This window comes from Paraburkholderia ferrariae NBRC 106233 (assembly GCF_000685035.1).
GTDB lineage: Bacteria > Pseudomonadota > Gammaproteobacteria > Burkholderiales > Burkholderiaceae > Paraburkholderia > Paraburkholderia ferrariae.
Map to the genome: position 1 here is coordinate 62,124 of NZ_BAYB01000012.1, position 23,039 is coordinate 85,162.

Annotated in this window: 25 protein-coding genes and 1 other RNA gene; 12 read left to right on the top strand and 14 right to left on the bottom strand. The window is 68.4% G+C overall.

The genetic code is table 11. The features are described from left to right. Positions 1-14 precede the first annotated feature (14 nt). Positions 15-1,343, top strand: coding sequence for a sulfate adenylyltransferase subunit 1 (locus BFE01S_RS14150; RefSeq protein ID WP_028226077.1), 1,329 nt, complete (start codon positions 15-17; stop codon positions 1,341-1,343). 68 nt (positions 1,344-1,411) lie between these two features. Beyond that, positions 1,412-2,200: a uroporphyrinogen-III C-methyltransferase gene (gene cobA / locus BFE01S_RS14155; RefSeq protein ID WP_028226078.1), complete on the top strand. Its 789-nt coding sequence runs from the start codon at positions 1,412-1,414 to the stop codon at positions 2,198-2,200. 103 nt (positions 2,201-2,303) lie between these two features. Here the strand turns inward: cobA and BFE01S_RS14160 are convergent, their stop codons facing one another. Genes BFE01S_RS14160 through lptF form a run of 3 tightly spaced genes read right to left on the bottom strand, consistent with a single transcriptional unit; the run spans position 2,304 to position 4,960 of the window. Beyond that, a complete protein-coding gene (locus BFE01S_RS14160) occupies positions 2,304-2,693 on the bottom strand; it encodes a sirohydrochlorin chelatase (protein WP_028226079.1) in 390 nt (129 codons plus the stop codon). Positions 2,694-2,707: 14 nt separating this feature from the next. Beyond that, positions 2,708-3,856, bottom strand: a complete 1,149-nt coding sequence (gene lptG / locus BFE01S_RS14165; protein ID WP_028226080.1) for an LPS export ABC transporter permease LptG — start codon at positions 3,854-3,856, stop codon at positions 2,708-2,710. Between the two features lie 3 nt (positions 3,857-3,859). Then, positions 3,860-4,960: an LPS export ABC transporter permease LptF gene (gene lptF, locus BFE01S_RS14170; RefSeq protein WP_028226081.1), complete on the bottom strand. Its 1,101-nt coding sequence runs from the start codon at positions 4,958-4,960 to the stop codon at positions 3,860-3,862. Positions 4,961-5,091: 131 nt separating this feature from the next. Between lptF and BFE01S_RS14175 the strand changes: the two genes are divergently transcribed. Genes BFE01S_RS14175 through BFE01S_RS14185 form a run of 3 tightly spaced genes read left to right on the top strand, consistent with a single transcriptional unit; the run spans position 5,092 to position 7,520 of the window. Then, the gene (locus BFE01S_RS14175) at positions 5,092-6,603 is read left to right on the top strand and encodes a leucyl aminopeptidase (protein WP_028226082.1); all 1,512 of its coding nucleotides are present in this window, start codon (positions 5,092-5,094) and stop codon (positions 6,601-6,603) included. A 54-nt stretch (positions 6,604-6,657) separates the two neighbouring features. Further along, a complete protein-coding gene (locus BFE01S_RS14180) occupies positions 6,658-7,074 on the top strand; it encodes a DNA polymerase III subunit chi (RefSeq protein ID WP_028226083.1) in 417 nt (138 codons plus the stop codon). Positions 7,075-7,109: 35 nt separating this feature from the next. Continuing rightward, positions 7,110-7,520, top strand: coding sequence for a DUF2486 family protein (locus tag BFE01S_RS14185; protein WP_028226084.1), 411 nt, complete (start codon positions 7,110-7,112; stop codon positions 7,518-7,520). A gap of 41 nt (positions 7,521-7,561) precedes the next feature. On the opposite strand, the gene BFE01S_RS38595 is transcribed toward BFE01S_RS14185, so the two are convergent. Both BFE01S_RS38595 and ilvD read right to left on the bottom strand, forming a co-directional pair. After that, on the bottom strand, positions 7,562-7,951 hold the full coding sequence (locus BFE01S_RS38595) for a c-type cytochrome (protein ID WP_084169831.1): 390 nt from the start codon (positions 7,949-7,951) through the stop codon (positions 7,562-7,564). 148 nt (positions 7,952-8,099) lie between these two features. Beyond that, positions 8,100-9,773: a dihydroxy-acid dehydratase gene (ilvD, locus tag BFE01S_RS14195; protein ID WP_028226086.1), complete on the bottom strand. Its 1,674-nt coding sequence runs from the start codon at positions 9,771-9,773 to the stop codon at positions 8,100-8,102. Positions 9,774-10,005: 232 nt separating this feature from the next. On the opposite strand from ilvD, the gene BFE01S_RS14200 reads away from it, so the two are divergent. After that, the gene (locus BFE01S_RS14200) at positions 10,006-10,956 is read left to right on the top strand and encodes a LysR family transcriptional regulator (RefSeq protein ID WP_028226087.1); all 951 of its coding nucleotides are present in this window, start codon (positions 10,006-10,008) and stop codon (positions 10,954-10,956) included. 201 nt (positions 10,957-11,157) lie between these two features. Next, positions 11,158-12,066 (top strand): prolipoprotein diacylglyceryl transferase, encoded by a 909-nt coding sequence (gene lgt / locus BFE01S_RS14205; RefSeq protein ID WP_028226088.1) that lies wholly within the window; start codon positions 11,158-11,160, stop codon positions 12,064-12,066. A gap of 89 nt (positions 12,067-12,155) precedes the next feature. On the opposite strand, the gene BFE01S_RS14210 is transcribed toward lgt, so the two are convergent. From BFE01S_RS14210 to BFE01S_RS14225, 5 genes are all read right to left on the bottom strand, one after another. Then, positions 12,156-12,887 carry an SIMPL domain-containing protein gene (locus BFE01S_RS14210; RefSeq protein ID WP_028226089.1) on the bottom strand — a complete coding sequence of 244 codons (732 nt, stop codon included), beginning with the start codon at positions 12,885-12,887 and terminating at the stop codon, positions 12,156-12,158. 213 nt (positions 12,888-13,100) lie between these two features. Further along, a complete protein-coding gene (locus BFE01S_RS14215) occupies positions 13,101-13,559 on the bottom strand; it encodes an EVE domain-containing protein (protein ID WP_028226090.1) in 459 nt (152 codons plus the stop codon). A gap of 174 nt (positions 13,560-13,733) precedes the next feature. Continuing rightward, a non-coding RNA gene (gene ssrS, locus BFE01S_RS42230) (6S RNA) lies at positions 13,734-13,915 on the bottom strand. 142 nt (positions 13,916-14,057) lie between these two features. Then, positions 14,058-14,384, bottom strand: coding sequence for a cell division protein ZapA (locus tag BFE01S_RS14220; protein WP_028226091.1), 327 nt, complete (start codon positions 14,382-14,384; stop codon positions 14,058-14,060). Beyond that, the gene (locus BFE01S_RS14225; protein ID WP_028226092.1) at positions 14,381-14,740 is read right to left on the bottom strand and encodes a hypothetical protein; all 360 of its coding nucleotides are present in this window, start codon (positions 14,738-14,740) and stop codon (positions 14,381-14,383) included. Before BFE01S_RS14225 ends, BFE01S_RS14220 begins: the two co-directional genes overlap by 4 nt. 444 nt (positions 14,741-15,184) lie before the next feature. Here BFE01S_RS14225 and BFE01S_RS14230 point away from each other — a divergent pair, with 444 nt between their 5' ends. From BFE01S_RS14230 to cobC, 5 genes are read left to right on the top strand one after another with little or no spacing between them, the layout of a single operon-like run. Then, on the top strand, positions 15,185-16,186 hold the full coding sequence (locus BFE01S_RS14230; protein ID WP_245621104.1) for a FecCD family ABC transporter permease: 1,002 nt from the start codon (positions 15,185-15,187) through the stop codon (positions 16,184-16,186). Further along, positions 16,183-17,052 carry an ABC transporter ATP-binding protein gene (locus tag BFE01S_RS38605; protein ID WP_084169833.1) on the top strand — a complete coding sequence of 290 codons (870 nt, stop codon included), beginning with the start codon at positions 16,183-16,185 and terminating at the stop codon, positions 17,050-17,052. Before BFE01S_RS14230 ends, BFE01S_RS38605 begins: the two co-directional genes overlap by 4 nt. Before the next feature lie 36 nt (positions 17,053-17,088). Then, the gene (gene cobT / locus BFE01S_RS14240) at positions 17,089-18,162 is read left to right on the top strand and encodes a nicotinate-nucleotide--dimethylbenzimidazole phosphoribosyltransferase (protein WP_028226094.1); all 1,074 of its coding nucleotides are present in this window, start codon (positions 17,089-17,091) and stop codon (positions 18,160-18,162) included. A gap of 28 nt (positions 18,163-18,190) precedes the next feature. Further along, complete coding sequence (locus BFE01S_RS14245) at positions 18,191-18,958, top strand: adenosylcobinamide-GDP ribazoletransferase (RefSeq protein WP_028226095.1); 768 nt, start codon at positions 18,191-18,193, stop codon at positions 18,956-18,958. Continuing rightward, the gene (cobC, locus tag BFE01S_RS14250; RefSeq protein WP_028226096.1) at positions 18,943-19,533 is read left to right on the top strand and encodes an alpha-ribazole phosphatase; all 591 of its coding nucleotides are present in this window, start codon (positions 18,943-18,945) and stop codon (positions 19,531-19,533) included. The genes BFE01S_RS14245 and cobC overlap by 16 nt, the downstream gene beginning before the upstream one ends. 22 nt (positions 19,534-19,555) lie before the next feature. On the opposite strand, the gene BFE01S_RS14255 is transcribed toward cobC, so the two are convergent. From BFE01S_RS14255 to cobU, 4 genes are read right to left on the bottom strand one after another with little or no spacing between them, the layout of a single operon-like run. Further along, complete coding sequence (locus tag BFE01S_RS14255) at positions 19,556-20,479, bottom strand: cobalamin-binding protein (RefSeq protein ID WP_028226097.1); 924 nt, start codon at positions 20,477-20,479, stop codon at positions 19,556-19,558. Continuing rightward, a complete protein-coding gene (gene cobD, locus BFE01S_RS14260; RefSeq protein WP_028226098.1) occupies positions 20,476-21,537 on the bottom strand; it encodes a threonine-phosphate decarboxylase CobD in 1,062 nt (353 codons plus the stop codon). The genes BFE01S_RS14255 and cobD overlap by 4 nt, the downstream gene beginning before the upstream one ends. Next, the gene (gene cbiB, locus BFE01S_RS14265) at positions 21,530-22,465 is read right to left on the bottom strand and encodes an adenosylcobinamide-phosphate synthase CbiB (RefSeq protein WP_028226099.1); all 936 of its coding nucleotides are present in this window, start codon (positions 22,463-22,465) and stop codon (positions 21,530-21,532) included. The genes cobD and cbiB overlap by 8 nt, the downstream gene beginning before the upstream one ends. Before the next feature lie 22 nt (positions 22,466-22,487). Beyond that, complete coding sequence (cobU, locus tag BFE01S_RS14270; protein ID WP_028226100.1) at positions 22,488-23,027, bottom strand: bifunctional adenosylcobinamide kinase/adenosylcobinamide-phosphate guanylyltransferase; 540 nt, start codon at positions 23,025-23,027, stop codon at positions 22,488-22,490. Positions 23,028-23,039 lie beyond the last annotated feature (12 nt).

A 23,039-nucleotide genomic window follows, 5' to 3' on the forward strand; every position in this document is an offset into this window, starting at 1 on the left:
AGGAACGTTTCGACATGAGCCGCATTGAGCAACCCGCGCATCAACCTGAAGACCTCGGCGTGCTGCGCTTCATCACGGCAGGCAGCGTGGACGACGGCAAGAGCACGCTGATCGGCCGCCTGCTGTACGACAGCAAGGCGGTTTTGAGCGACCAGCTCTCGGCGCTGTCGCGCGCGAAGAACAAGCGCACGGTGGGCGACGAGATCGACCTGTCGCTCCTGACCGACGGCCTCGAAGCCGAGCGCGAGCAGGGCATCACGATCGACGTGGCGTACCGCTATTTCGCCACGGCAAAGCGCAAGTTCATCATCGCCGACACGCCGGGCCACGAGCAGTACACGCGCAACATGGTGACGGGCGCTTCGACCGCGCACGCCGCGATCATCCTGATCGACGCCACCCGCGTGACGGTGGAAAACGGCGAGACGCAACTGCTGCCGCAAACCAAGCGCCACAGCGCGATCGTCAAGCTGCTCGGCCTGCAGCACGTGATCGTCGCGATCAACAAGATGGACCTCGTGGAGTACAGCGAAGCGACCTTCGACCTGATCCGCGACGCCTATGTCGCGCTCGCGCGCCAGCTCGGCCTCGAAGACGTGCGTTTCGTGCCGGTTTCGGCGCTCAAGGGCGACAACATCGTGAGCGCGAGCGAGCGCATGCCGTGGTATGCGGACGCGCCGCTGCTGGACGTGCTGGAATCGCTGCCGGTCGAGCAGGCCACGGGCGAAGCGCTGCGCTTTCCGGTGCAGTGGGTCGCACGCCAGGACGGTTCGAGCGCCGACGACTTCCGCGGCTATATGGGCCGTGTCGAGGCGGGTGAAGTGAAGCTCGGCGACGCCGTCACGGTGCTGCCGGCCGGCCGCGAGGCGACGGTGGCCGAGATTATCGCGCCGGTGCCGGGCGGCACGGCGCAGGTCGATCGCGCGTTCGCGGGTCAGACCGTCACGATCCGCCTCGCGCAGGACGTGGACGTGTCGCGCGGCGACACCTTCGTGCCGGCCGCGGACACCACGCAGCCCGCGAAGAAGCTCGAAGCCGACCTCTGCTGGTTCGACGAAGAGCCGCTCTCGACGCAGCGCAAGTACCTGCTCAAGCAGACCACGAGCACGGTGTTCGCGAAGATCGGCGCGGTCAGGCAGGTGCTGGACGTGCACACGCTCTCGCACGCGACCGACCGCCACGACCTCGCGATGAACGACATCGGCCGCGTGGCGCTTACGCTGCAAAAGCCGCTCGTCGCGGACCTGTATGATGTCCACCCGGGCACCGGCGCGTTCGTTCTCATCGACGAAGCCACCCACCACACGGTGGCGGCGGGCATGATCCGCGCGGTTTCGGCCTGAAGCCGGAGCAAAGCGGAAGCGGCCGCGGCCCGCACTTGCGGCGGGCGCGGCCAGCGGAGCAAGGAAACATGGGCAAGGTATATCTGATCGGCGCGGGGCCAGGCGCGGCGGACCTCATTACGGTGCGCGGCGCGCGCCTGCTCGGCGCGGCCGACGTGGTGCTGCACGACGCGCTCGTCGAGCCGGCCATGCTCGACTACGCGCCGAAGCATGCGAAGTTCATTGCGGTGGGCAAGCGTTGCGGGCAGCGCTCGACGGCGCAGCACTTCATCAACAAGCAGCTTGTCGATGCGGCGCGCGAGCACGAGGTGGTCGTGCGCCTGAAGGGCGGCGACCCGATGCTGTTCGGACGCGCCGACGAAGAGATGCGCGCGCTCGAAGCGGCGGGTATCGAGTACGAGGTCGTGCCGGGCATCACGGCAGCGCTCGCCAGTGCGGCCACGCTGCGCCGCTCGCTGACGCTGCGCGGGGTGGCACGCAGCGTCGCACTTGCCACGCATTCGCGCGCGGCCGATTCGGCGGAAATTCGCGAGCAGGTGAAGGCGGATTCGCTCGTGTTCTACATGGGGCGCGACAGCGCGCCGGAAATCGCCCGCGAGCTGATCGAAGCGGGGCGCGCGGGCACGACGCCGGTGGCGATCGTCGAGGCGTGCAGCACGGCGCGCGAGCGCACGTTGACGCTCACGCTTGCGGCGCTGGCGGCGGGTGCCGCGCAGGACTGGCTCGATGCGACGCAGCCGAGCCTCGTGATGATCGGCGAGGCGTTTGCCGAGCGGGCAGGGCAGCAGGCAGTAGGGGCTGGTGCCGCTGCCGCTGAGGTGACGGAGCCGGTGCTGGGACAGCGGGCCGCGGCCTAGCCGGGCGCTGGCGACGGACAGAACGAGAAGGGGCGCTAGATGCGCCCCTTTTTTCTTGCGTGCCATGGGCGCTTCGGCGGCCATGATCCGATCGCGCCGAGACTCAATCGTCCGCCACGCCCAGGCAGTACTGCACCACCGCATCGAGCACCGCATCGTCTTCGCCCACCGCACCGGCACAGCGTAGTTGCACGCCGGGATGCGCGGCCTGGCAGCGCGCGACGATCTCCGGCAGGTCGCGCCGCACGTGCCCGCCCTGGCCGAAGAACACCGGCACCACCGTGATCGTTGCGCAGCCCGCATCGGCCTGTTCCGCAATCGCGGCCGGCAGGTCGGGCGTCATCAGTTCGAGAAAGGCGAGGCCAACGGGCCCCGCGTCGGCGCCGCGCGCGGCGGCAAGCTTCGCGGCGAGGCGCGTGAAGGGTTCCTTCCAGCGCGCATCGCGTGCGCCGTGGCCGAACAGGATCAAGCCGTGCTTGCCGGGCTCGCTCATGGCCATGACCGGCGCTAGTGCCGGTCCACCCATTTCAGCCCGATCAAGCCGAGCGCGAGGTAGATGAGACCCGGCGTTGCCGCCGTGAGCGGCGCGGGCCACGTGTTCAGCGTGCCGATGTGCGAGAACAGCGTGTTGATGAGCTGGAAGCTCATGCCGAGCATGATCCCGCCGAACACCTTCACGCCCACCACGCCCGCACGCGTGTGCAGGTACGCGAAGGGCAGCGAGAGCACGAGCATCACGAACACCGCGAACGGGTAGAGCAGCTTGCGCCAGAGCGCGATCGTGTAGCGCTGCGCGTCCTGATGGTTCTCGTTCAGATGCTGGATGTAGCGGAACAGGTTGAACATCGACATGCGATCCGGCGAAACCAGCAGCACCGAAAGAATCTGCGGCGTGAGCTCCGAGCGCAGCGAGTACTCCGGCGTCGTAGTTTGCTGCGCGCGATAGACCGGGTCGAGCGTATCGGCCGGCTGGCCCTTCGGCGGCGGCACGCTGATGAGTTCGGTGTCCGTCACGTCCTTGAGCAGCCAGTGGCCCGGCGGCTCGTAGCTGCCCGTCCTGGCGATCCGCACGTTCGAGAGCCGGAACTGCGAGTCGAACTCGTAGATGCGCACGTCGGTGATCGTCGCATCGGGTTGCAGCTTGCCGACGTTCACGAAGCGCGTGACCTGCTCGCCGTCGGCGCGCGCCGTGAGCGTGTCCTTCACCCAGACGCCCGACTGGAAGTCGGTCGATACCGCCGAGCCCAGCGCCTCGAGGCGCACGCGCTCGGAAAGCTGGTCCGTGTACGGCCCGACCACCTCGCCGATCACATAGGTGATGAACACGAGCGGCACGCCGATCTTCAGGAGCGACCACAGCGCCTGGCGCGTGGCGAGGCCCGAGACGCGGAAGATGGTGTATTCGGAGTTGGCCGCCATCTGCGCGAACACGTAGATCGAGCTGATGAGCGCCGCGACGGGGATGATCTCGTAGAAGCGCGAGGGCGTTTGCAGGGCGACGCGCAGCACCGCGTAGCTGAACTTGTAGTTGCCGTGGCCCACCGAGTTCAGTTCGTTGATCAGGTCGAAGAAGAAGAACAGACCCGAGAACGCGAACAGGATGAAGATGAAGGTCAGGTAGACCTGGCGCGCGAAATATTTTTCGTAGATGAGCATCGGTCAGCTCCCCTGCGACGCGCGCCGGAATGTCGCGCGGGTGAAGAGCGGCCGGTTGCGCACGCGCATCCAGAAGATGAACACCACGAGCGCGAGCACGACGACGTGCAGCGCCACGAGCCCGACGCCGAACGACATCTTGCCTTGCTCGATCTGCGACTGCACGACGTTCAGCAGGTTGGAGTACGTGAGGTAGATCAGCACCGCCATCACGAGATTGATCGTGCGGCCGCGGCGCGGATTCTGGTACGCGAGCGGGATGGCGAGCAGCATCAGGTTGATCGCGATGAGCGGCAGGCCGCAGCGCCAGGCGAGCTCGCCCAGGTTGTCCCGGGTCGGGTGGCGCAACAGGTCCGGCGTGGACGTGCTGCTCGCCGTGGGCGTGGCGACCACGGGCTGGCTCTGGATCTTCACGCCGTAGCGCTGGAACTCCGAAATGCGGAAGTCCGGATGGCCCGGTTCGCCGTCGTAGCGGCGGCCGTTTTCGAGCACGACGAAGCGGTCGCCGCTCTTCATGGTTTCGGTGTGGCCCGTCTTGGAGACGATCACGCTGACCTTGCCGTTCTCGGTGCTCGTGACGAACACGTTCTCCACGTGCGCCTGGTCGGGGCTCATGTTCTCGATGAAGAACACGCGGTGCGTGGTGGGCGATTCGCGGAACTGGCCCGGCGCGAGCAGCGAAACCTCGTCGCGCTGCTGGAAGCGCGCGCGAATGAGCTTGCTCTGCGCGTTCGACCACGGCCAGCCGATGAACGCGAAGAAAACGATGAGGATCAGGATCGGCGCGGTGAAGACGGCGACCGGCTTGATGAGGCGCGTGAGGCTCACGCCCGAGGCCAGCCACACGACCATTTCCGAGTCTTTGTACCAGCGCGTGAGCACGAACAGGATCGACACGAACAGCGTGACGATCAGCATCACGGCCATGTAGCCGATCACGGTCAGCCCGATCAGGACGAGCACGTCCCGCGGGTCGATCTGGCCCGACGCAGCGAAGCCGACGATGCGGATCATCATCGTCGTCAGCATGATCGTGAGCAGAACCATGAACACGGCGCCGGCCGTGTACGCGAGTTCGCGCTGCAGGGAACGTTCGAAGATCATTCTTGATGAGCGGGGGCGGTCCGCACCGGACGCCGCGCAGGGTGCGCATCCAGCCAGGAGCCGCCGCGGGAAAAATAGCGGATAATTGCGGCTTTCATCCTAAGCCCAGATTTTATCCGAGGACAAGCGCGATGGACTTTAGCATAAAAGGCTGTGACTGGAGCAAAGGCGGGGAAGGCTCGTTCCTGACCGGCAAATCGGACTGCATCGTGGTTGGCGTGTTCGAGGCCCAGACGCTCTCTGGCGCCGCATTCGCCATCGACAGCGCCATCGGCGGCATGATCGCACGCGTAGTCAAGGCCGGCGACATGGACGGCAAGGCCGGCTCCACGCTGTTCCTGCCGGAAGTGACGGGGATCGGCGCCTCGCGGGTGCTGCTCGTCGGCCTCGGCAAGCAGGATGCGTTCGGCCAGAAGGCCTATGGCGACGCCGCCCGGGCCGCCTGGCGCGCCATTCTCGGCACGAAAATCGCGCAGGTCACGTTCACGCTTGCCCAGTTGCCCATCAAGGAGCGTTCGGGCGACTGGGCCGTGCGCGCCGCCATTCTGGCGCTGCGCGGCGAGACCTACCGCTTCACGCAGATGAAGAGCAAGCCGGAGCCGGCCGCGCGTGCGCTGCGCCGCGCCGTGTTCAGCGTGGACGCCGCCGACGAGAAGGCCGCGAAGCTCGCCGCGAAGCAGGCCACGGCCATCGCCAACGGCATGGACCTCACGCGCGACCTCGGCAACCTGCCGGGCAACGTCTGCACGCCCACGTATCTGGCCGCCACCGCGAAGAAGCTCGCGCGCGACTGGAAGCTGAAGGTCGAGGTGCTGGGCCAGCGCCAGATCGAGGCGCTCAAGATGGGCTCGTTCCTGTCGGTGACGCGCGGTTCGGTCGAGCCGCCGCAGTTCGTCGTGCTGCACTACCAGGGCGCGAGCGCGAAGGCGGCGCCCGTCGTCCTCGTGGGCAAGGGCATCACGTTCGACACGGGCGGCATCTCGCTCAAGCCGGGCGAGGGCATGGACGAAATGAAGTACGACATGTGCGGCGCGGGCTCGGTGCTGGGCACGCTGCGTGCCGTCGCCGAAATGGGCCTGAAGCTCAACGTGATCGGCATCATCCCGACCTGCGAGAACATGCCCGCGGGCAACGCCACGAAGCCGGGCGACATCGTCACGACGATGGCGGGCCTGACCGTGGAAGTGCTCAACACCGACGCCGAGGGCCGCCTGATCCTGTGCGACGCGCTCACCTACGCCGAACGCTTCAAGCCGGCCGCCGTGATCGACATCGCCACGCTCACGGGCGCCTGCGTGATCGCGCTCGGCCACCACAACAGCGGTCTCTTCTCGAAGGACGACGCGCTGGCGGGCGAGTTGCTCGACGCGTCGCGCGAGGCGAGCGACCCGGCGTGGCGCATGCCGCTCGACGACGAGTACCACGATCAGCTCAAGTCGAATTTCGCCGATCTCGCCAACATCGGCGGGCGTCCGGGCGGCAGCGTGACGGCGGCGTGCTTCCTGTCGCGCTTCACGCAAAGCTACCCGTGGGCGCACCTCGACATCGCGGGCACCGCCTGGAAGAGCGGCGCGGCGAAGGGGGCTACGGGCCGTCCGGTGCCGCTGCTGTCGCAGTTCCTGATCGACCGCGCGGCGCAATGACGTTTGACGCAGCGTTCGGCGCAGTGCCCGGCGCACTCAGGGAGTGAGCCGGCGATGACACGCATCGACTTTCACACGAACGTCGGCGAAACGCTGGCGTACGCGTGCCGTCTCGTGCGCAAGGCGTATCTCGCGGGCGAGCAGGCCGTCGTGCTGGCCGAGCCCGCGCGCCTGCGCGCCTTCGACGCGATGTTGTGGACCTTCTCGCCGCTCGACTTCGTGCCGCACTGCATGGCCGAAAGTCCGCTCGCCGGCGGCACGCCCATCGTGCTGGCGGCGGACCTCGAGCGTGCGCCGCATCATCGCGTGCTGGTCAATCTCGGCGCGGCGGTGCCGGCCCAGTTCGCGCGCTTCGAGCGCCTGCTCGAAGTGATCGGCGACACGCCCGACGAGCTGGCTTCGGGCCGCGAACGCTATCGCTACTACCGCGATCGCGGCTACGCGCTGAACAATTACAAGCAGGGTGGCTGAGGCGTTGCCGGCTCTGCTGATGGAAGGAGGTTCCCGTGCCGGAAGAGCATGACATCCACGACGCTTCGATTCCGCTCTTGACCGATACCCTCGTGCTGGGCAACCCGCTGCGCGCCCGGGCGTCGGCGGCGGTCTTTGCCGGGGCGCCCGTCGTGACATCCGCGGCATCCGGTCCGGCCGCGGCCGAGGACGGCCTGCTCGCACACGACGCCGACGCGCTCGTCGAGCGTCTGCGCGGGCGCTGTCTGACGTGGCTCACGGGCGACGGACGCAACGTGATCGAAGCGCGCTGCAACGCCGCATTGCAGGAGCACACGCACTGGCTCGTGGGCCATGTGTCGAGAGAGATCGGCCTCGCGCTCGAAACCGAGCTCAAGGGCTGGGTGCGGGACGCCGTGCGCGAGGAACTGGCCGCGCGCGCGGGGCATCCGCCGGCGCAGTCCTGAGTGCTTTCCCTCGCAATGGCGCCTGACTGACGCAGCCGGCCCTAGCGCAGCGTGAGGATCCAGCCGGCGAGCGTGGCCGCCTGCCCGGGGCTCAACTGCGTGTTCGCGGGCATCGGCACGGCACCCCACACGCCGCTGCTGCCTTCCAGGATCTTGTGTGTCAGATAGGTCTGGGCATCGGGCTTCGCGGCGTACTTCGACGCCACATCCCGCAACGCGGGTCCCATGAACGCGCGGTTCACCGAATGGCAGCTCATGCAGTTCTGCTGCTGGGCGAGCGCGAGGCCCGCGGCGGCGGCCGGCACGGCCGGGGCCGCCTGGGATGCCGATGCCGGGCTGGTCTGGGCGCAGGCCGTCCCCGCGGCCAGGGCCAGCGGGAATGCGGCGGCGAGCGTCGCTGTCATCCTTATCGCTTGCGACTTCAGGTTCATGCTGGTCTCCGCCAGCGTGAGCGCCGGCTGTGGTGTGGTCGCATTATAAAAGCAAAGGGCACACGCTTTCCGCGTGCGCCCTCTATCACTTTCCCGACTTCAATACGGGTTCCGCGCGCGATCTCCGCCGTTGCGCGGGTTCTTGCCTTCAGCCCGTGACCGCGCCCTCGTTGGCCGGCCGCGCCAGCGCCGCGTATTTCGCGAGCACGCCGCGCGTGTAACGCGGTGCGGGCGGCTTCCACGCCGCGCGGCGGCGCGCGAGTTCGGCGTCGTCCACGTTCAGTTGCAAGAGGAGCTTGTGCGCGTCGATGGTGATCGAATCGCCTTCCTGCACGAGCGCGAGCGTGCCGCCTTCGAACGCTTCAGGCGCGACGTGGCCGACCACCATGCCCCACGTGCCGCCCGAGAAGCGCCCGTCGGTGATGAGGCCCACCGATTCGCCCAGCCCCTTGCCGATGATCGCCGAAGTCGGCGCGAGCATCTCCGGCATGCCGGGGCCGCCTTTCGGCCCGAGGTAGCGCAGCACGACGATGTCGCCGGCCAGGATCTTGTCCGCCAGTATCGCTTCGAGCGCGCTCTGCTCGTCTTCGAACACGCGTGCCGGGCCCGTGATGACCGGGTTCTTGAGCCCCGTGATCTTGGCGACGGCGCCTTCGGTGGCGAGGTTGCCCTTGAGGATCGCGAGGTGGCCTTCCTTGTAGAGCGCCCGGTCGATGGGGTAGATCACTTTCTGGTCGGCGCGCGGCACCGCGGGCACGTCCTTCAGTTCTTCGGCCATGGTCTTGCCGGTGATGGTCATGCAGTCGCCGTGCAGCAGGCCCGCGTCGAGCAGCAGCTTGAGCACCTGCGGAATGCCGCCCGCCTTGTGGAGGTCGGTTGCGACGTACTGGCCCGAGGGCTTGAGGTCGCAGATCACCGGCACCTTCTTGCGCATGCGCTCGAAGTCGTCGATGGCCCAGTCGATTTGCGCCGCGTGCGCGATCGCGAGATAGTGCAGCACGGCATTGGTCGAGCCGCCGGTGGCCATGATGAGCGCCACGGCATTTTCGATCGACTTCTTCGTGATGATGTCGCGCGGCTTGAGATCCTGCCTCACGGCCTGCACGAGCACGCGCGCCGATTCCGCCGCCGAATCGACCTTTTCCTGGTCGGGGTTGGCCATCGTCGAGGAGTAGAGGAGCGACATGCCGAGCGCCTCGAACGAGGAACTCATGGTGTTCGCCGTGTACATGCCGCCGCACGAGCCGGTGGACGGGCACGCGTTCTTCTCGACCCCTTCGAAGTCCTCCTCGGACATGCGCCCGGCCGTGAATTCGCCCACGGCTTCGAACGCCGACACGATGGTGAGGTCGCGCCCCTTCCAGTTGCCCGGGCGGATCGTGCCGCCGTACACGTAGATGCCCGGCACGTTCATGCGCGCCAGCGCGATCATGCCGCCGGGCATGTTCTTGTCGCAGCCGCCGATCACGACCACGCCGTCCATCCATTGGCCCTGCACGCAGGTTTCGATGCAGTCGGCGATCACCTCGCGCGAGACGAGCGAGTACTTCATGCCTTCGGTGCCCATCGACATGCCGTCGGAGATCGTCGGCGTGCCGAAGGTCTGGGGATTGGCGTCGGCGCCCTTGACCGCGTCCACCGCGGCGTCGGTCAGGCGCTGCAGGCCGGCGTTGCAGGGCGTGATGGTCGAATGGCCGTTGGCGACGCCGATCATCGGCTTGTCGAAGTCGGCTTTTTCGTAGCCGAGGGCGTAAAACATCGACCGGTTGGGCGAGCGGGCAACGCCCTGGGTGATGTTCTTCGAACGACGGTTGTCGGGCATGGGGACCTCCTGAGGATGCTGTCTCGCTGCGTTTCGTGATGTTTTGCGCGGTTGCGCGCCGTTCTGCGTTGTTTCCGCGCTGGTTCCGCGCGGGTTCCATTCTGCGCCGGACGCCGGGCTGCCGAGCGGGTGTCGTGGGGACGCGTTCGGGCCTCGCAAAGAGATTGCGGTTTCGCGAGCCCAATGTCCAATATATTATTCGTGGCTTACTGAGTCGAAAAACATATCAGCGATGAGCTCGACGATTCCCGATCTGCGCCAGTTGCGCTACTTCGTGGCCGTGGCGGAGGAGCAGCACTTCGGACGCGCCGCGGCGCGCCTTTCGATGACCCAGCCGCCGCTCTCGCAGGCCATCCGGGCGCTGGAGGAGACGCTCGGCGTCGAGCTGTTCGCGCGCACGCGCCGCTCGGTCGAACTGAGCGCCGTGGGGGCCGACCTGCTGCCCGAGGTGCGGCGCCTGATCGCCGCGGCCGAAGCGCTGCGCCCGCTCGCGCAGAGCCTCGCGCGCGGCGAGGCGGGCGTGCTGGCGCTCTCCTTCGTCTCGACCGCCGACTACGGCCTGCTGCCGCTCCTTTTGCGCGACTTCGGCGCGCGCTACCCGCGCGTGCGCCTGCAACTGGCGGAGGCCACGAGCGACGTGCAGGTCGAGGAACTGGTGGCGGGGCCCATCGACGCGGGCCTCGTGATCGGGCCGGTGCCGCCGCGCCACGCGGCGCAGCTTTCGTATCTGCCGGTGGTGCGCGAGCCGCTGGTGGTGGCGATGCCGGCAGCCTTGTCGGCGCCGCCGGGCGCCGCGGCCGCCGACGACTGGAACGACACGCCCGTGAGCCTGCGCGAGCTTGCCGAGGTGCCGCTGGTGGTGTTTCCGCGTCCGCTGGCGCCGGGCTTCCACGACGCGATCATGGACTGCTACGGCGCGGCCGGCGTCGCGCCGCGCGTGGGCCAGGAGGCGATCCAGATGCAGACGATCGTGAGCCTCGTGTCGGCGGGCATGGGCGTGGCGCTCGTGCCGCGCTCGCTCAGGCATCTGCGGCGCACGGGCGTGGTGTACCGGCCGCTTGCGGAGGCGGTGCCCAGCATCGAAACGGGGCTCGTGTGGCGCACGGCCGAGGTGAGCCCGGTGCTGGCGGCGTTCATCGGCATCGTGCGGGCCCATGCGGCGAGCGTGGGCGTGCCTGCCTGAGCACGAGCCCGCGACGCCCGCGCGATCCGGCCCTGTCACGTTCGCGTGCCAAAATGTTCAGCCGGGCGCCGCGTCGGCGATAATGTTGCCCCGCGCACCACGCCGATCCGCGAACGTCAGACCGACGCACGCACACCGCGCGGTCCGCCCCGATCCATCCGGACATCCTTTCATCGCCGAACCGAAAGCACTGACCTCACGATGCACATTCACCCGAACTTCGACCCCATCGCCATTCATCTGGGGCCGCTCGCCGTGCGCTGGTACGGCCTCATGTACCTCGTCGGCTTCATTCTCGCGATCGTGATCGGCCGCCTGCGTCTGCGCCTGCCGTACGTGGCCGCGCAAGGCTGGACCGCGAAGGACATCGACGACATGCTGTTCTACGGCGTGCTCGGCACGATCCTGGGCGGCCGCCTCGGCTACGTGCTGTTCTACAAGGCGAGCTGGTATTTCGCGCATCCGCTCGACATCTTCAAGGTGTGGGAAGGCGGCATGTCGTTCCACGGCGGCTTTCTCGGCGTGACCTTCGCGATGATCCTGTTCGCCTGGCAGCGCGGCCGCACCTGGCTGCAGGTCACGGACTTCGTGGCGCCCATGGTGCCCACGGGCCTTGCCGCGGGGCGTCTTGGCAACTTCATCAACGGCGAGCTGTGGGGCCGCGTGACCTCGCCCGATGCGCCTTGGGCCATGCTGTTCCCGGGGGCCTCGAACGACGACGCCGCCTGGCTCGCCGCGCATCCGCAGAAGGCCGCCGAGTGGCACCTGAACGAAGTGTTCGCGCAGTACCACATGCTGCCGCGCCATCCGTCCGAGCTCTACGAGATTGCACTCGAAGGCATCACGCTCTTCATCGTGCTGATCCTCTTCTCGCGCAAGCCGCGCCCCATGGGCGCGATTTCGGCGATGTTCCTGATCGGCTATGGCCTCGCGCGTTTCACCGTCGAATTCGCGCGCGAGCCCGACGATTTCCTCGGCCTGCTCGCACTGGGCCTTTCGATGGGGCAGTGGCTCTCGCTGCCGATGATCATCGTGGGCATCGGCCTCATGATCTGGTCGTATCGCCGTGCGGGCCGCAAGGGTGCGCTGGCGGTGGAGGGCAAGCGCTGAACAGCGGGCGCAACCTGGCGCAGCCATGAAAAAACCCCGCAGATTTTTTGCGGGGTTTTTTCTTCAAGGGCACATCGTGCCTTACTACGTCACTTCATCTGCACCGAACCCGATACGTTGACGGTCACGGTCGAAGTGCCGCCTTCGAGCGGCATCGGCGCGCTGGCCTTCGCATCGGCGGACATGGCGCGCGCGGCCATCATCATCATCGGGCGCGGGGGCACGCCGTTCTGACCCACGTTCACTTCGCGGATCGTGTAGCTGCCGTAGCCGAATGCGCGCGCGGCGGCGGCGGCCTGCTCGCGGAACGAGGCGATTGCTTCACCCGAGAGCTTCTGTTCGGCGGCGCGCTGCGCTTCCGGCGAGAGCGAGAACTGCACATTGCCCACCTGCATGATCGACGAAATGTCGCCTGCGAGCTTCGAGGCGGCCGTGAAGTCGTGCGATTCGAGCACGACCTCGGTGCGGCCGCGCCATGCGGAGATGCGGCCGTCGCGGTCGGTCGAAGGATAGATCGAGAACTGGCCCGAGCGCGCGGTCACGCCCGCCACGCCCCTGGCTTTTTGCAACGCCGAGTCGGCGCGCTGGTTGAGCGTTGTGGTGAGCGATGCCGGATCGGCGGCTTCCTGCTCGTAGAACAGCGTGATCGTGACGACGTCCTGCGGCACTTCCGCGCTGGCCTGCGCGGACAGTGACAGCACGCCGGCCGGCTGGTAGCGCGCGTCGCTCTGCGCGAACGCGGCGCCCGGCGCCAGCGTCAGGGCAAGCGGTGCGGCCACGGCCAGCGCGGTGGCGAGTGTCACGATGGTCTTTCTCTTCATTGTTGGGCTCTCCTTGCAGAACGGTTTCGCACGAGACGCGCATGGGCCTGCTGCGCGTTGCGCATGATTGTGCGGCACGCGTGCGGCGCGCGTCGTCTGTGTGCCCTGTTAGTCGGGGCGCACAGACGAGGGTTCCCATCGCTGTAAGGATTTTTTAATGTTTAACGTTTGAGCGGGAAGGTGACGAGGAGGGGACGATGCCCCGGCATCGCGTCACATCAGACGTTTCGTGATGAAGTTCCACTCGGCCAGGGTGACGGGCGTGATGGAGAGGCGGTTGCCTTTCGCCAGCACGCGCATGTCGGCGAGTTCGTCGTGCTCGCGCAGCGCCGCAAGCGGAATCAGCGGACATTTCTTTTTGAACACGACATCCACGAGCATCCAGCGCGGATTCTCCTGCGTGGATTTCGCATCGTAGTAGGGGCTCTTCGCATCGAACTGCGTGGGATCGGGGTAGGCCGTCGAAGAGACCTCGGCGAGCCCGGCAATGCCGGGTTCGGGGCAGCTCGAATGATAGAAGAGCACGCCGTCGCCGACCTGCATGGTGTCGCGCATGAAGTTGCGCGCCTGATAGTTGCGCACGCCGGTCCACGGCAGCGTGCGATGCGGCGCGTGCGCGAGATCGTCGATGCTTGCTTCGTCGGGTTCGGACTTCATCAGCCAGTAGCGCATGAGTCGGAGATCACGAAGAAAGAAAACACAGGGACGTGCGTGCGGGACGCACTCACGGGGCGGTCATGCGGAAGACCTGAGCGTAGCGGCAACAGGACACGACCAGGAGCCGTACCGCAAATGAAAAACGCCCAAATGAAAACGGCATCGGACTTGTGTCCGATGCCGTTTGAATAGGTCCCCGCCATAGCCGCTAGGCCGGCATCCTGAACCGGGGGTTCAGAATTGGTCGCAGTTAGCAGCACTTCGGGTACATCAGACAGAGTGACGCGCACGCCCGTGCTACAAATTTCCGCAACCGTGCACATGGCATTGGTTCAAGGAATATATGACCTTGGCGAACCAGGCAGGGAAGCTGACTAAACCAAACCTTTTAAAACGTATTGCTCGCGTACTGCTTGTAACGCCGCACGCAACGTGAATGCGCAATATAGCGGATTTTTCTGCTGACTGCACGATCTTGCTGCGGCACGACTTCACTGCGCGACTTGTCGCGATTCATTGCACGCGGTGTTGCTCGCTGTGCTGCTGAATGACTGCGCCAAGCTGCTCGTTCATTTGATGCATTGTACGGCGGATTTCCTCGGCTGGGAATGCTTCCCCATGTCGCACGCTCGTCTGCAGGCGCAGCAGCTCCGATGCGAGCGAGAGTGCGGCCATGACAGCGATGCGGTCCGTGCCGCGCACGCTGCTGTGCGAGCGGATCTTCGACATCTCGGCATCGACGCGCGCCACGGCTTCGAGCAGCGCGCCTTCGGTTTCCGGCGAACAGACGAGGCGATAGGTCTGGCCGAGGATCGTCGCTTCGATCTGCTTGGTCGTCATGCGTTTTCTCCGTGGCGGGCCGCGTTGCTTTCGTCGTCGCTGGGGTTTTGCGCTTGCGCTTCGAGCAGGTCGAGCTGGTTGTCGGGCTCGGCATGCGCGCGTGCGCGCGGCAGCTTTTCGAGGATCGCGTTCAGACGCACCTGGGCGTCGTCGATCTTCGCGGAGAGCGCATCGCGCTCTGCCTGCAGGGCATTGCGCTCTTCGCGCGTCTGTTCGAGTTCCGCTTGCGTCGCTTCGCACTGTGCGCGCAATTGCGCGAGTTGCTCCTCGAGCGCGAGGCGTGCCTCGTGCTGGCGCTGATTGATCTCGATCAGCCGCCCGATGTTTTGTGAGAGTGTTTCGAGTTCGTTGAGCATGTGCTGCGTCCTCTAAAGACAGGCATTCTAGCGCGTATTACCGACTATTCCGATAATTGTGTCGTTTCCAGACGTAACAGCACCGCTTCGTGCTGACAACGGCAGCGAGATGGCTGGGCGGGAACGTATTTTGCCCTCACTTTCCGGTCCCGCGCGCTCACTCCCGGGCACGCCCTGGCCCGTTTCTTGACGCTCCCGCGGGCCGCTCCTACACTTGCGGCACTCCGGCGCCGCACGCTTGCCGTGTGCTTGTTGCGTACGTCTTGCGCAGGCCCCGGCGAAGCGCTCGGCCCTTGAAATCAAGGGCCAACCCGCGGAAAGAGGGCGCGAGGCCATACGAGAAAGCGCCGCGCCAACCCGCACCCCATCGCAATCACACGAACCATGAACTCGCCCGCCCGCATGACGCGCTCCGCTGTGCAGAGGCGTTCGTCGAGTCCCTCGATGAACGCCCGCCGCGCCTGTGCGATCTGGGGCGTGCTGGCGCTCGCGGTACTCGTGGTGTTCGCGGCGTCCCTCGTCATCGGCAGCGTGCCCGTGACGCCATCCCAGGCGCTCGCCGCGCTCTCGCCTTCGCACGCGGGTGCGGACATGGCCACGGAAATCGTACGCACGCTGCGGCTGCCGCGCGCGCTGGGCGGCTTCGCATGCGGTGCGTTGCTCGCGCTGGCGGGCGCGCTCTTGCAGGTGCTGCTGCGCAATCCGCTTGCCGAACCGTACGTGCTGGGTGTTTCCGGCGGTGCCGCTGCCTTCGCGATTGTCGCGATGATTGCCGGCGCGGCATGGTGGGCCGTGCAGGCGAGCGCCTGTGCCGGCGCGTTCGCTTCGATTCTGCTTGTGCTCGGTCTCGCGCGCCGCGAGCTATGGCGCGGCGAGCCGCAGGACAGCTCGCCGCGTCTGCTCTTGACGGGCGCGGTGACGGCGGCGGGGTGGGGCGCGCTCATCACGCTGCTGCTCACGCTCGCGCCCGATACGCGGCTGCGCGGCATGCTGTTCTGGCTCACGGGCGACCTCAATGGCGCGGGCATGCCATGGGCCGCGCTCGTGGCGCTCGCGGTGCTGCTCGTTGTGATTGTGCCCGCAGCGCCGCAACTGAACGTGCTGCTGCGCGGCGACGCTGCCGCGCAGGCGCTCGGCGTGCCGGTGCGGCGCCTGCGGCTTGTCGTCTATCTCGCCGCGTCGATCGCGGCGGCGGCCGCGGTGACGACGGGCGGCACGATCGGTTTCGTCGGGCTCGTCGTGCCGCATATGCTGCGGCTCGCGTTCGGCAACGATCAGCGCATGCTGATGCCGGCCGCCGCGCTCGCGGGCGGACTCGCGGTGATGGCGGCCGATCTCGCGGCGCGGACGCTGGCCGCGCCTGCGCAGTTGCCGGTCGGTGTGGTGACGGCGCTTGCGGGCGTACCCGTGTTCCTCTGGATGTTGCTGCAGCGGCGCGCGCGATGAACCCGGCGTCCCGTTTCCATCCTTTGCTGGCCGCCCGCGCGCTGAGCTTGCGCGCGGGCTCGCGCACGCTTGTCGAAGCGCTCACGCAAGGTTTCGGTGCCGGCGAGATCTGGTGCATCGCGGGCGCGAACGGCGCGGGCAAGACCACGTTGATCGGCGCGCTGGCGGGCTTGCATGCGGGCGCGGCGGGGCACGTGGAAATCGAAGGGCGCGCGCTTGGCCAGTGGCCTGCCGCACAACTCGCCTTGCACCGCGCGTTGATGCCGCAAGACGTGCGCGACGCGTTCAGCGCGAGCGTGCTCGACATCGTGCTGCTCAACCGCTATCCCCATCTCGCGGGCTGGGGCTGGGAGCGCGGCGAGGATCGCGAAGCCGCGTACGCGGCGCTGGCGATGCTCGGTCTCGAAGCGCTGGCCGCACGCGACGTGCTTTCGCTTTCGGGCGGCGAGCGGCAGCGTGTGGCGCTCGCCGCCGTGCTCTGCCAGGAGGCGCCGCTCCTGCTGCTCGACGAGCCGCTCGCGCATCTGGACCTGCATCATCAGGTGGCGTGTCTCGAAGCGCTGGTGCGCTGGGCGAGCACGCCGGCGCGCGCGATCATTTTTTCCTGTCACGATCTCAACCTGGCGCGCCGCTACGCCACGCATGCGCTCCTGCTCGACGGGCGCGGCGGCTTCCATGCGGGGCCGGTCCGCGAGGTGCTCACGCCCGAGCGGGCCAGCGCCGCGTTCGGCCACCCGCTCGTCTTGATCCGCGATGGCCGGCACGAAGCGCTGGTGCCCGCGCTCGGCGCCGTGTCCGGGCCCGGGCCGGCAGCAGCACCGGCACCCGCGCACGGCCAGGCAGTGCCGCGCGAGCACGATGTCTGATGCACATTGCACCACCTGAACTCTTCTGAATCCAACATGACGCCGACCTTTTCCGGACTGCTCGACATCGAACCGCTCGATCTCTCGCTGCGCGACGAACTCCAGCATCTCATCGACACCAGGACCAAGCCGCCCGGCAGCCTCGGCCGCCTCGAATCGCTGGCGCGTCAGCTCGGCCTGATCCAGCACACGGTGCGGCCCACGGTGGCGCGGCCCGCGATGATCGTCTTCGCGGGCGACCATGGCGTGGCGAACGAGGGCGTGAGCCCCTATCCCCAGGCGGTCACGGCGCAGATGGTGGCCAACTTCCTCGCGGGCGGCGCGGCGATCAATGCGTTCAGCGGCGTAGCGGGCCTCGTGCTGGAGATCGTCGATGCAGGCGTTGCGACGGACCTGCCGCCCGTGCCGCCGTTCCCCTCGTTCATTCAGGCGCCCATCGCGCGCGGCACGCGCAACTTCGCGCACGAGCCGGCGATGACCCGCGAGCAGGCCATCGCCGCGCTCGAAGCGGGTGCCGCGCGCGTGCGCCATCACGCGGCGCTCGGCACGAACGTGATCGGCTTCGGCGAGATGGGCATTGCGAATACCTCGTCGGCGGCCTGTCTCATGAGCCGCCTGTGCAACGTGCCGATCGACGAATGCGTGGGGCGCGGCACGGGTCTCGACAATGCGGGTCTCGCGAAGAAGCGCAACGTGCTGGCCGCGGCCCTCGCGCACCATGCGAACGTGCATGAGCCGCTCGATGTGCTCGCCACCTTCGGCGGCTTCGAGATCGCGATGATGGTGGGCGCGTACCTCGAAGCGGCGCGCTCGCACATGGCGATCCTCGTGGACGGTTTCATCGCGACCGCGGCGCTGGTCGTGGCCGATGCGCTCGCACCCAATGTGCGCGGCTACTGCGTGTTCGCGCATGCTTCGAACGAAGCGGGGCATCGGCGCATGCTCGATCATTTCGGCGCGCGCGAACTGCTCTCGCTCGACCTGCGGCTGGGCGAGGGCACGGGCGCGGCGCTCGCGGTGCCGCTGCTGCGCGCAGCCTGCGCGTTCCTGAACGAGATGGCGAGTTTCGAATCGGCCGGCGTGGATAACCGCAGCGATCGCGGCAAGTGATGCCGATGCCTTGCGCGAGACCCGCCCCATGAATCCGCTCGCCGAACTGCGTTACTTCTTCACGGCGCTCGGCTACTTCACGCGCGTGCCGGTGCCGCGCTGGGTGGGCTTCGAGCCCGCGTGGCTCAATGCGGCGGCGCGTTACTTTCCGCTGGTGGGCGCGCTCGTGGGGGCGCTTGCGGCACTGGTGTATCTCGTCGCGCTGCGGGTCTTTCCGCCCGGCGTGGCGGTGCTGCTTTCGATGGGCGCCACGCTCGTCGCGACCGGCGCCTTTCACGAAGACGGCCTCGCCGATTGCTGCGATGCCTTCGGCGGCGGCTACACGCGCGAGGACGTGCTGCGCATCATGCACGATTCGCGCATCGGCGCGTTTGGGGCGATCGGGCTCGTCGTTGCGCTGATGCTCAAGTGGCAAACGCTGGCGTCGCTGCCGCCCATGCGCGCCGCGGCGCTCATGATCGCCGGCCATGCTGCGAGCCGTGCGTGCGCGATCAGCTATCTCGTCTCGCTCGACTACGTGCGCGCCGAAGGCAAGGCGAAGCCGGTCGCGCAGCGCATGGGCGCCGGCGCGCTGCTGTGCGCCTCCGTTTTCGGGCTGCCATGGCTTTTCTGGCCGGCCTGGCCCGACTGGCGCGCGGGCGTGGCGTCGCTCGCCGTGCTGGCGGTGCTGCGCTATCTGCTGGGACGTTACTTCGTGAAGCGCATCGGCGGCTATACGGGCGACTGCCTCGGCTTCGCGCAGCAGGTGTTCGAACTCGCCCTCTACCTGGTGGGCCTCGCATGGATCTCGTTCTGATCCGCCATCCCGCTGTGGCCGTGGCGCCGGGTGTCTGCTACGGCAGGAGCGACGTGGCGCTCGCCGGCGATCCGGCGCATGAAGCCGTGCGGCTCGCGCAGCGGCTCGATGCGCTCGGCGTGCGGCCGCCGGCGCGCATCGCGTCGAGTCCGCTCGTGCGTTGCGCGAGCGTGGCGAGCGCGCTGGCCGCGCAACATGGCGCGACACCGGCCACGGACGCGCGGCTCGCGGAGATGGACTTTGGCGCCTGGGAACTGCAGCGCTGGGACGCGATCGAGCGCGCGCAGATCGACGCGTGGGCCGCCGATTTCGACCATGCGCGCCCGCACGGCGGCGAGAGCGTCGCGCAGTTCGAGGCGCGCGTGGAGGCGTGGTTTCGCCACGCGTGCGCAACGGCCGACAAGGAGACCGCGTGGATCGTGACGCACGCGGGCGTGATGCGCGCGATTACGGCGCACTCGCTCGAATTGCCGCTTGCACGTTGCGCGCGCTGGCCGCTGGAGTACGGTGCGCTCGTCTGGCTGCGCCGCGAAGCAGCGGGCGGACCGTGGGTGCTGGTGCGCTGGAACGTCTAGCGCATTCGATTCGGAATGCGAATCAATGCTTGGCGGCGGCGTTGCGCTCGCGGGCGAGCTCCAGATCCTTGCACAGATCGGCGGCGCCTTGTGCGATGCGCGGCGCGGGCCGCGTGAGGAGGTCGCCGTCGATGGCGAAGAGATTGCCGTGCGCCATCGCCGTGAGCGAAGGCCAGGCGCGCCAGCGCTCGAGCCCGGGAAGCGGCTTGTCCGGCGCCGTGGCGCCTTGCGACGAGGTGACGATCGCATCGGGATTGGCGGCGAGCACCGCTTCCGTGGAGACGGTCGGCACGAGCGGCTGAAGCGCCGCGAACACGTTGCGCCCGCCACATAACGCGATCACGTCGCTGATCATGTGCTCGCCGTTGAGTGTCATCAGCGGCTGGTCCCACACCTGGTAGAACACGCTGACCGGCGTGCGCCCGGCGTAGCGCTCGCGCAGTTGCGCGATGTCGTGCCGGTAATCCCGCGCGGCGCGTTCGGCGGTGGGCGACGTGCCGAGCAGCACGCCCAGGCGCGTGAGCGATGTGGCCACGTCGTCCAGATGCCGCGGCTCGCTGAAGAAGAGCGGGATGTGCAGTTCGCGCAGCCGGTCGAGTTGCTGCTGGGCATTGCCGTGCCGCCAGACCACGATCAGATCGGGCTTGAGCGCGATGATGCGTTCGAGGTCGAGCAAACGGTTGTCGCCCACGCGCGGGATGGCCTTGGCCTCGGGCGGATAGTCGCTATAGCTCACCGCGCCTACGAGCTTCGCGCCGCCGCCTGCCGCATAGACGAGTTCGGTGACGTGGGGCGCGAGGCTCACTACACGTTGCGCGGGGGCGGCGAGCGTGACGGTGTTGCCCGCGTCGTCGACGGCGCTGACCGTGGCCCATGCGGTTTGCGCAACGAGCAACGCTTGCAGCGCGCAAAGCGCAAGCGTAGCGGCGAGGCGGCGGACTTTCACGAGGCGTGGGCCGCAGCCGGGCCGATTGCGCGCACGGCGTCGGCGAGGGCGATTTCGAAACGCTGCCATTCGGCTTGCGTCGCAGGCAGGCCGAAGCGCAGGCTCGCGGGCGCATCGAAGCGGCGCGTCCACACCGCGCGTTGCGCGAGCGCGTCCTGGAGCGCGGGCGCGCGGGTGTCCACTATCCACGCGAAGAGCGGCGTCGTGTGCGGCGCGAAGCCGTGCTCGCGCAGGAGCGCGTCGAGCCGTGCGCTTTCGTGAGCGAGCTGCGTGCGCATGGCGCTTTGCCAGGCCGTGTCGTCGAAGGCATGCGAGACCGCATGCCGGGCCGGCCCGCTCACGGTCCACGCGCCCAGCGCGGCGCGCAAGGCATCGAGCAGCGCAGGCTGCGCGAGCGCGAATCCGCAGCGCGCGCCCGCGAGCCCGAAGAACTTGCCCGGCGAGCGCAGCACCACGAGCCCTTCGCGCGCGACCTCGCGTGCCAGCGAGGCGCTATGCGCGGGCGCGAAGGCATCGGCGAACGCTTCATCGACGATCAGGGTGCCGCCGCGCGCCGCCAGTTGCGCGTGCCAGCGCAGCAGCGTGCGCGCGTCGAGATGCGTTGCCGTCGGATTGTTAGGATTCACGAGCACTGCGTGCGTGGCGTCGTCGGGCAAGGTTTCGCCCGTGACGTCGAGCGTCACGATCGCGTGGCCCGCCCGCGCGAACGCGGGGGCGTACTCGCCATAGGTGAGCGGGGCGAGGGCCACACGTGCGCGCGGCAGCAGCGCGGGCAGCGCGCGGATGGCGGCCTGGCTGCCCGCCACGGGCAGCACGTGCGCGGCATCCGGTGCGCCGTAGTAGCGCGCGGCGCGCGCCGCGAAGCCGTCGCCGTCTTCGGGCAGGCGCCGCCAGGCGGCGGCGGGGACCGGCGGCACCGGATAGCCATGGGGATTGATGCCCGTGGAGAGATCGATCCACGTCTCCCAGGCGATGCCGTAGCGGCGCGCGGCTTCGTGCAGGTTGCCGCCGTGGGCGACGAGGCGCGGCGGCGCGCTGGGGTTCGTGCGCTCAGCCATGGCTTGCCGCGCTCACGAAGGCGAGAGCGATCAACACGGCGAGCCACAGGAGGGTCGTGCGCTCGACGAGCCGCAGCGCGGCATCGACGTCCTGCGCGCGCGGCGGCGAGCCCGCGCCGAGCAGCGGCCGTTGCTCGATCGTGCCGTGATAGACGGCCGCGCCGCCCAGCAGCACGTTCAGCGCGCCCGCGCCCGCGGCCATCACCGGCCCGGCGTTCGGGCTGTCCCAGCGGCGCGCCTGCTCGCGCCAGCAGCGCAGCGCGACGCGCGTGTCGCCAAGCAGCGCATAGCTCGTGGCCGTGAGGCGCGCGGGAATCCAGTTGAGCACGTCGTCGATGCGGGCGGCCGCCCAGCCGAAGCGCAGATAGCGCTGCGTGCGGTAGCCCCACATCGCGTCGAGCGTATTGGCGAGGCGAAACGCGAGCGCGCCCGGGCCGCCTGCAATCGCGAACCAGAACAGCGCGCCGAAGATGGCGTCGTTGCCGTTTTCCAGCGCCGATTCGACGGCCGCGCGCGCGAGCGAGGTGGCGTCGGCCTGGGACGTATCGCGCGAAACGATGCGTGAAGTGAGCGCGCGGGCGCGGGCGAGGTCGCGTTGCGCGAGCGCGGCGCCGATCGGTGCGACGTGTTCCGTGAGACTGCGCGCGCCGAGCGCGAACCCGAGCAGCGCCACGTGCAGCGCCGCTGCGAGCGGCCAGGGCAGCAGCGCCGCCAGGAGCGCAGCGCAGAGCACGGGCGGCGCGACGACGGCCAGCCACGCGGCGAGCCCGAGCGGGCGGCCGCGCCGCCCGGTGTTCAGGCGCGCTTCGATCCGGCTTGCGAGCTTGCCGAACGCGACCAGCGGATGGGCGCGGCGCGGCTCGCCGAAAAAGCGATCGACGGCAACGCCTGCAACGGCGAGCGCGGCGGTGACGGGCAGGGTCAGCATCGGCGCGGATCGGGAAGCGGCATCACGGGGTCTTGAGCGCGAGCGGCAGGCCGGCGGCGACGAGCGTCGCGCGGTCGGCGAGCGCGGCGATGCGCTGGTTCAGCCGTCCGAGTTCATCGACGAAAAGACGCGTCGCCGCGCCGAGCGGCACCACCCCCATGCCGATCTCGTTGCTCACGACCAGCACGGTGCCTTGCGCGCGCTCGCAGGCAGCGGCGAATGCGTCGATGCGTTCGGACCCGTCGCTGCGCGGCGTTTCGGCGTCCGGCGGACAGAGCAGGTTGGCGAGCCAGAGGGTGAGGCAGTCGATCAGCACGCACTGGCCGGGCGCGGCGGCGGCTTCGAGCGCGCCGGCGAGATCGAGCGGCGCCTCCACGAGCGCCCAGTGCGCGGGGCGTCGCGCGCGATGGTGTTCGACGCGCTGCGCGAACTCGCCGTCCCCGATGCGCGCGGTGGCGATATAGGTGACGGGCAGGCCGCTCTCGCGGGCGAGGCGCTCGGCATGCGCGCTCTTGCCCGAGCGCGCGCCGCCGACAATGAAGGTGAGGTCGCGCGAAATCATCGCGTGATTGTA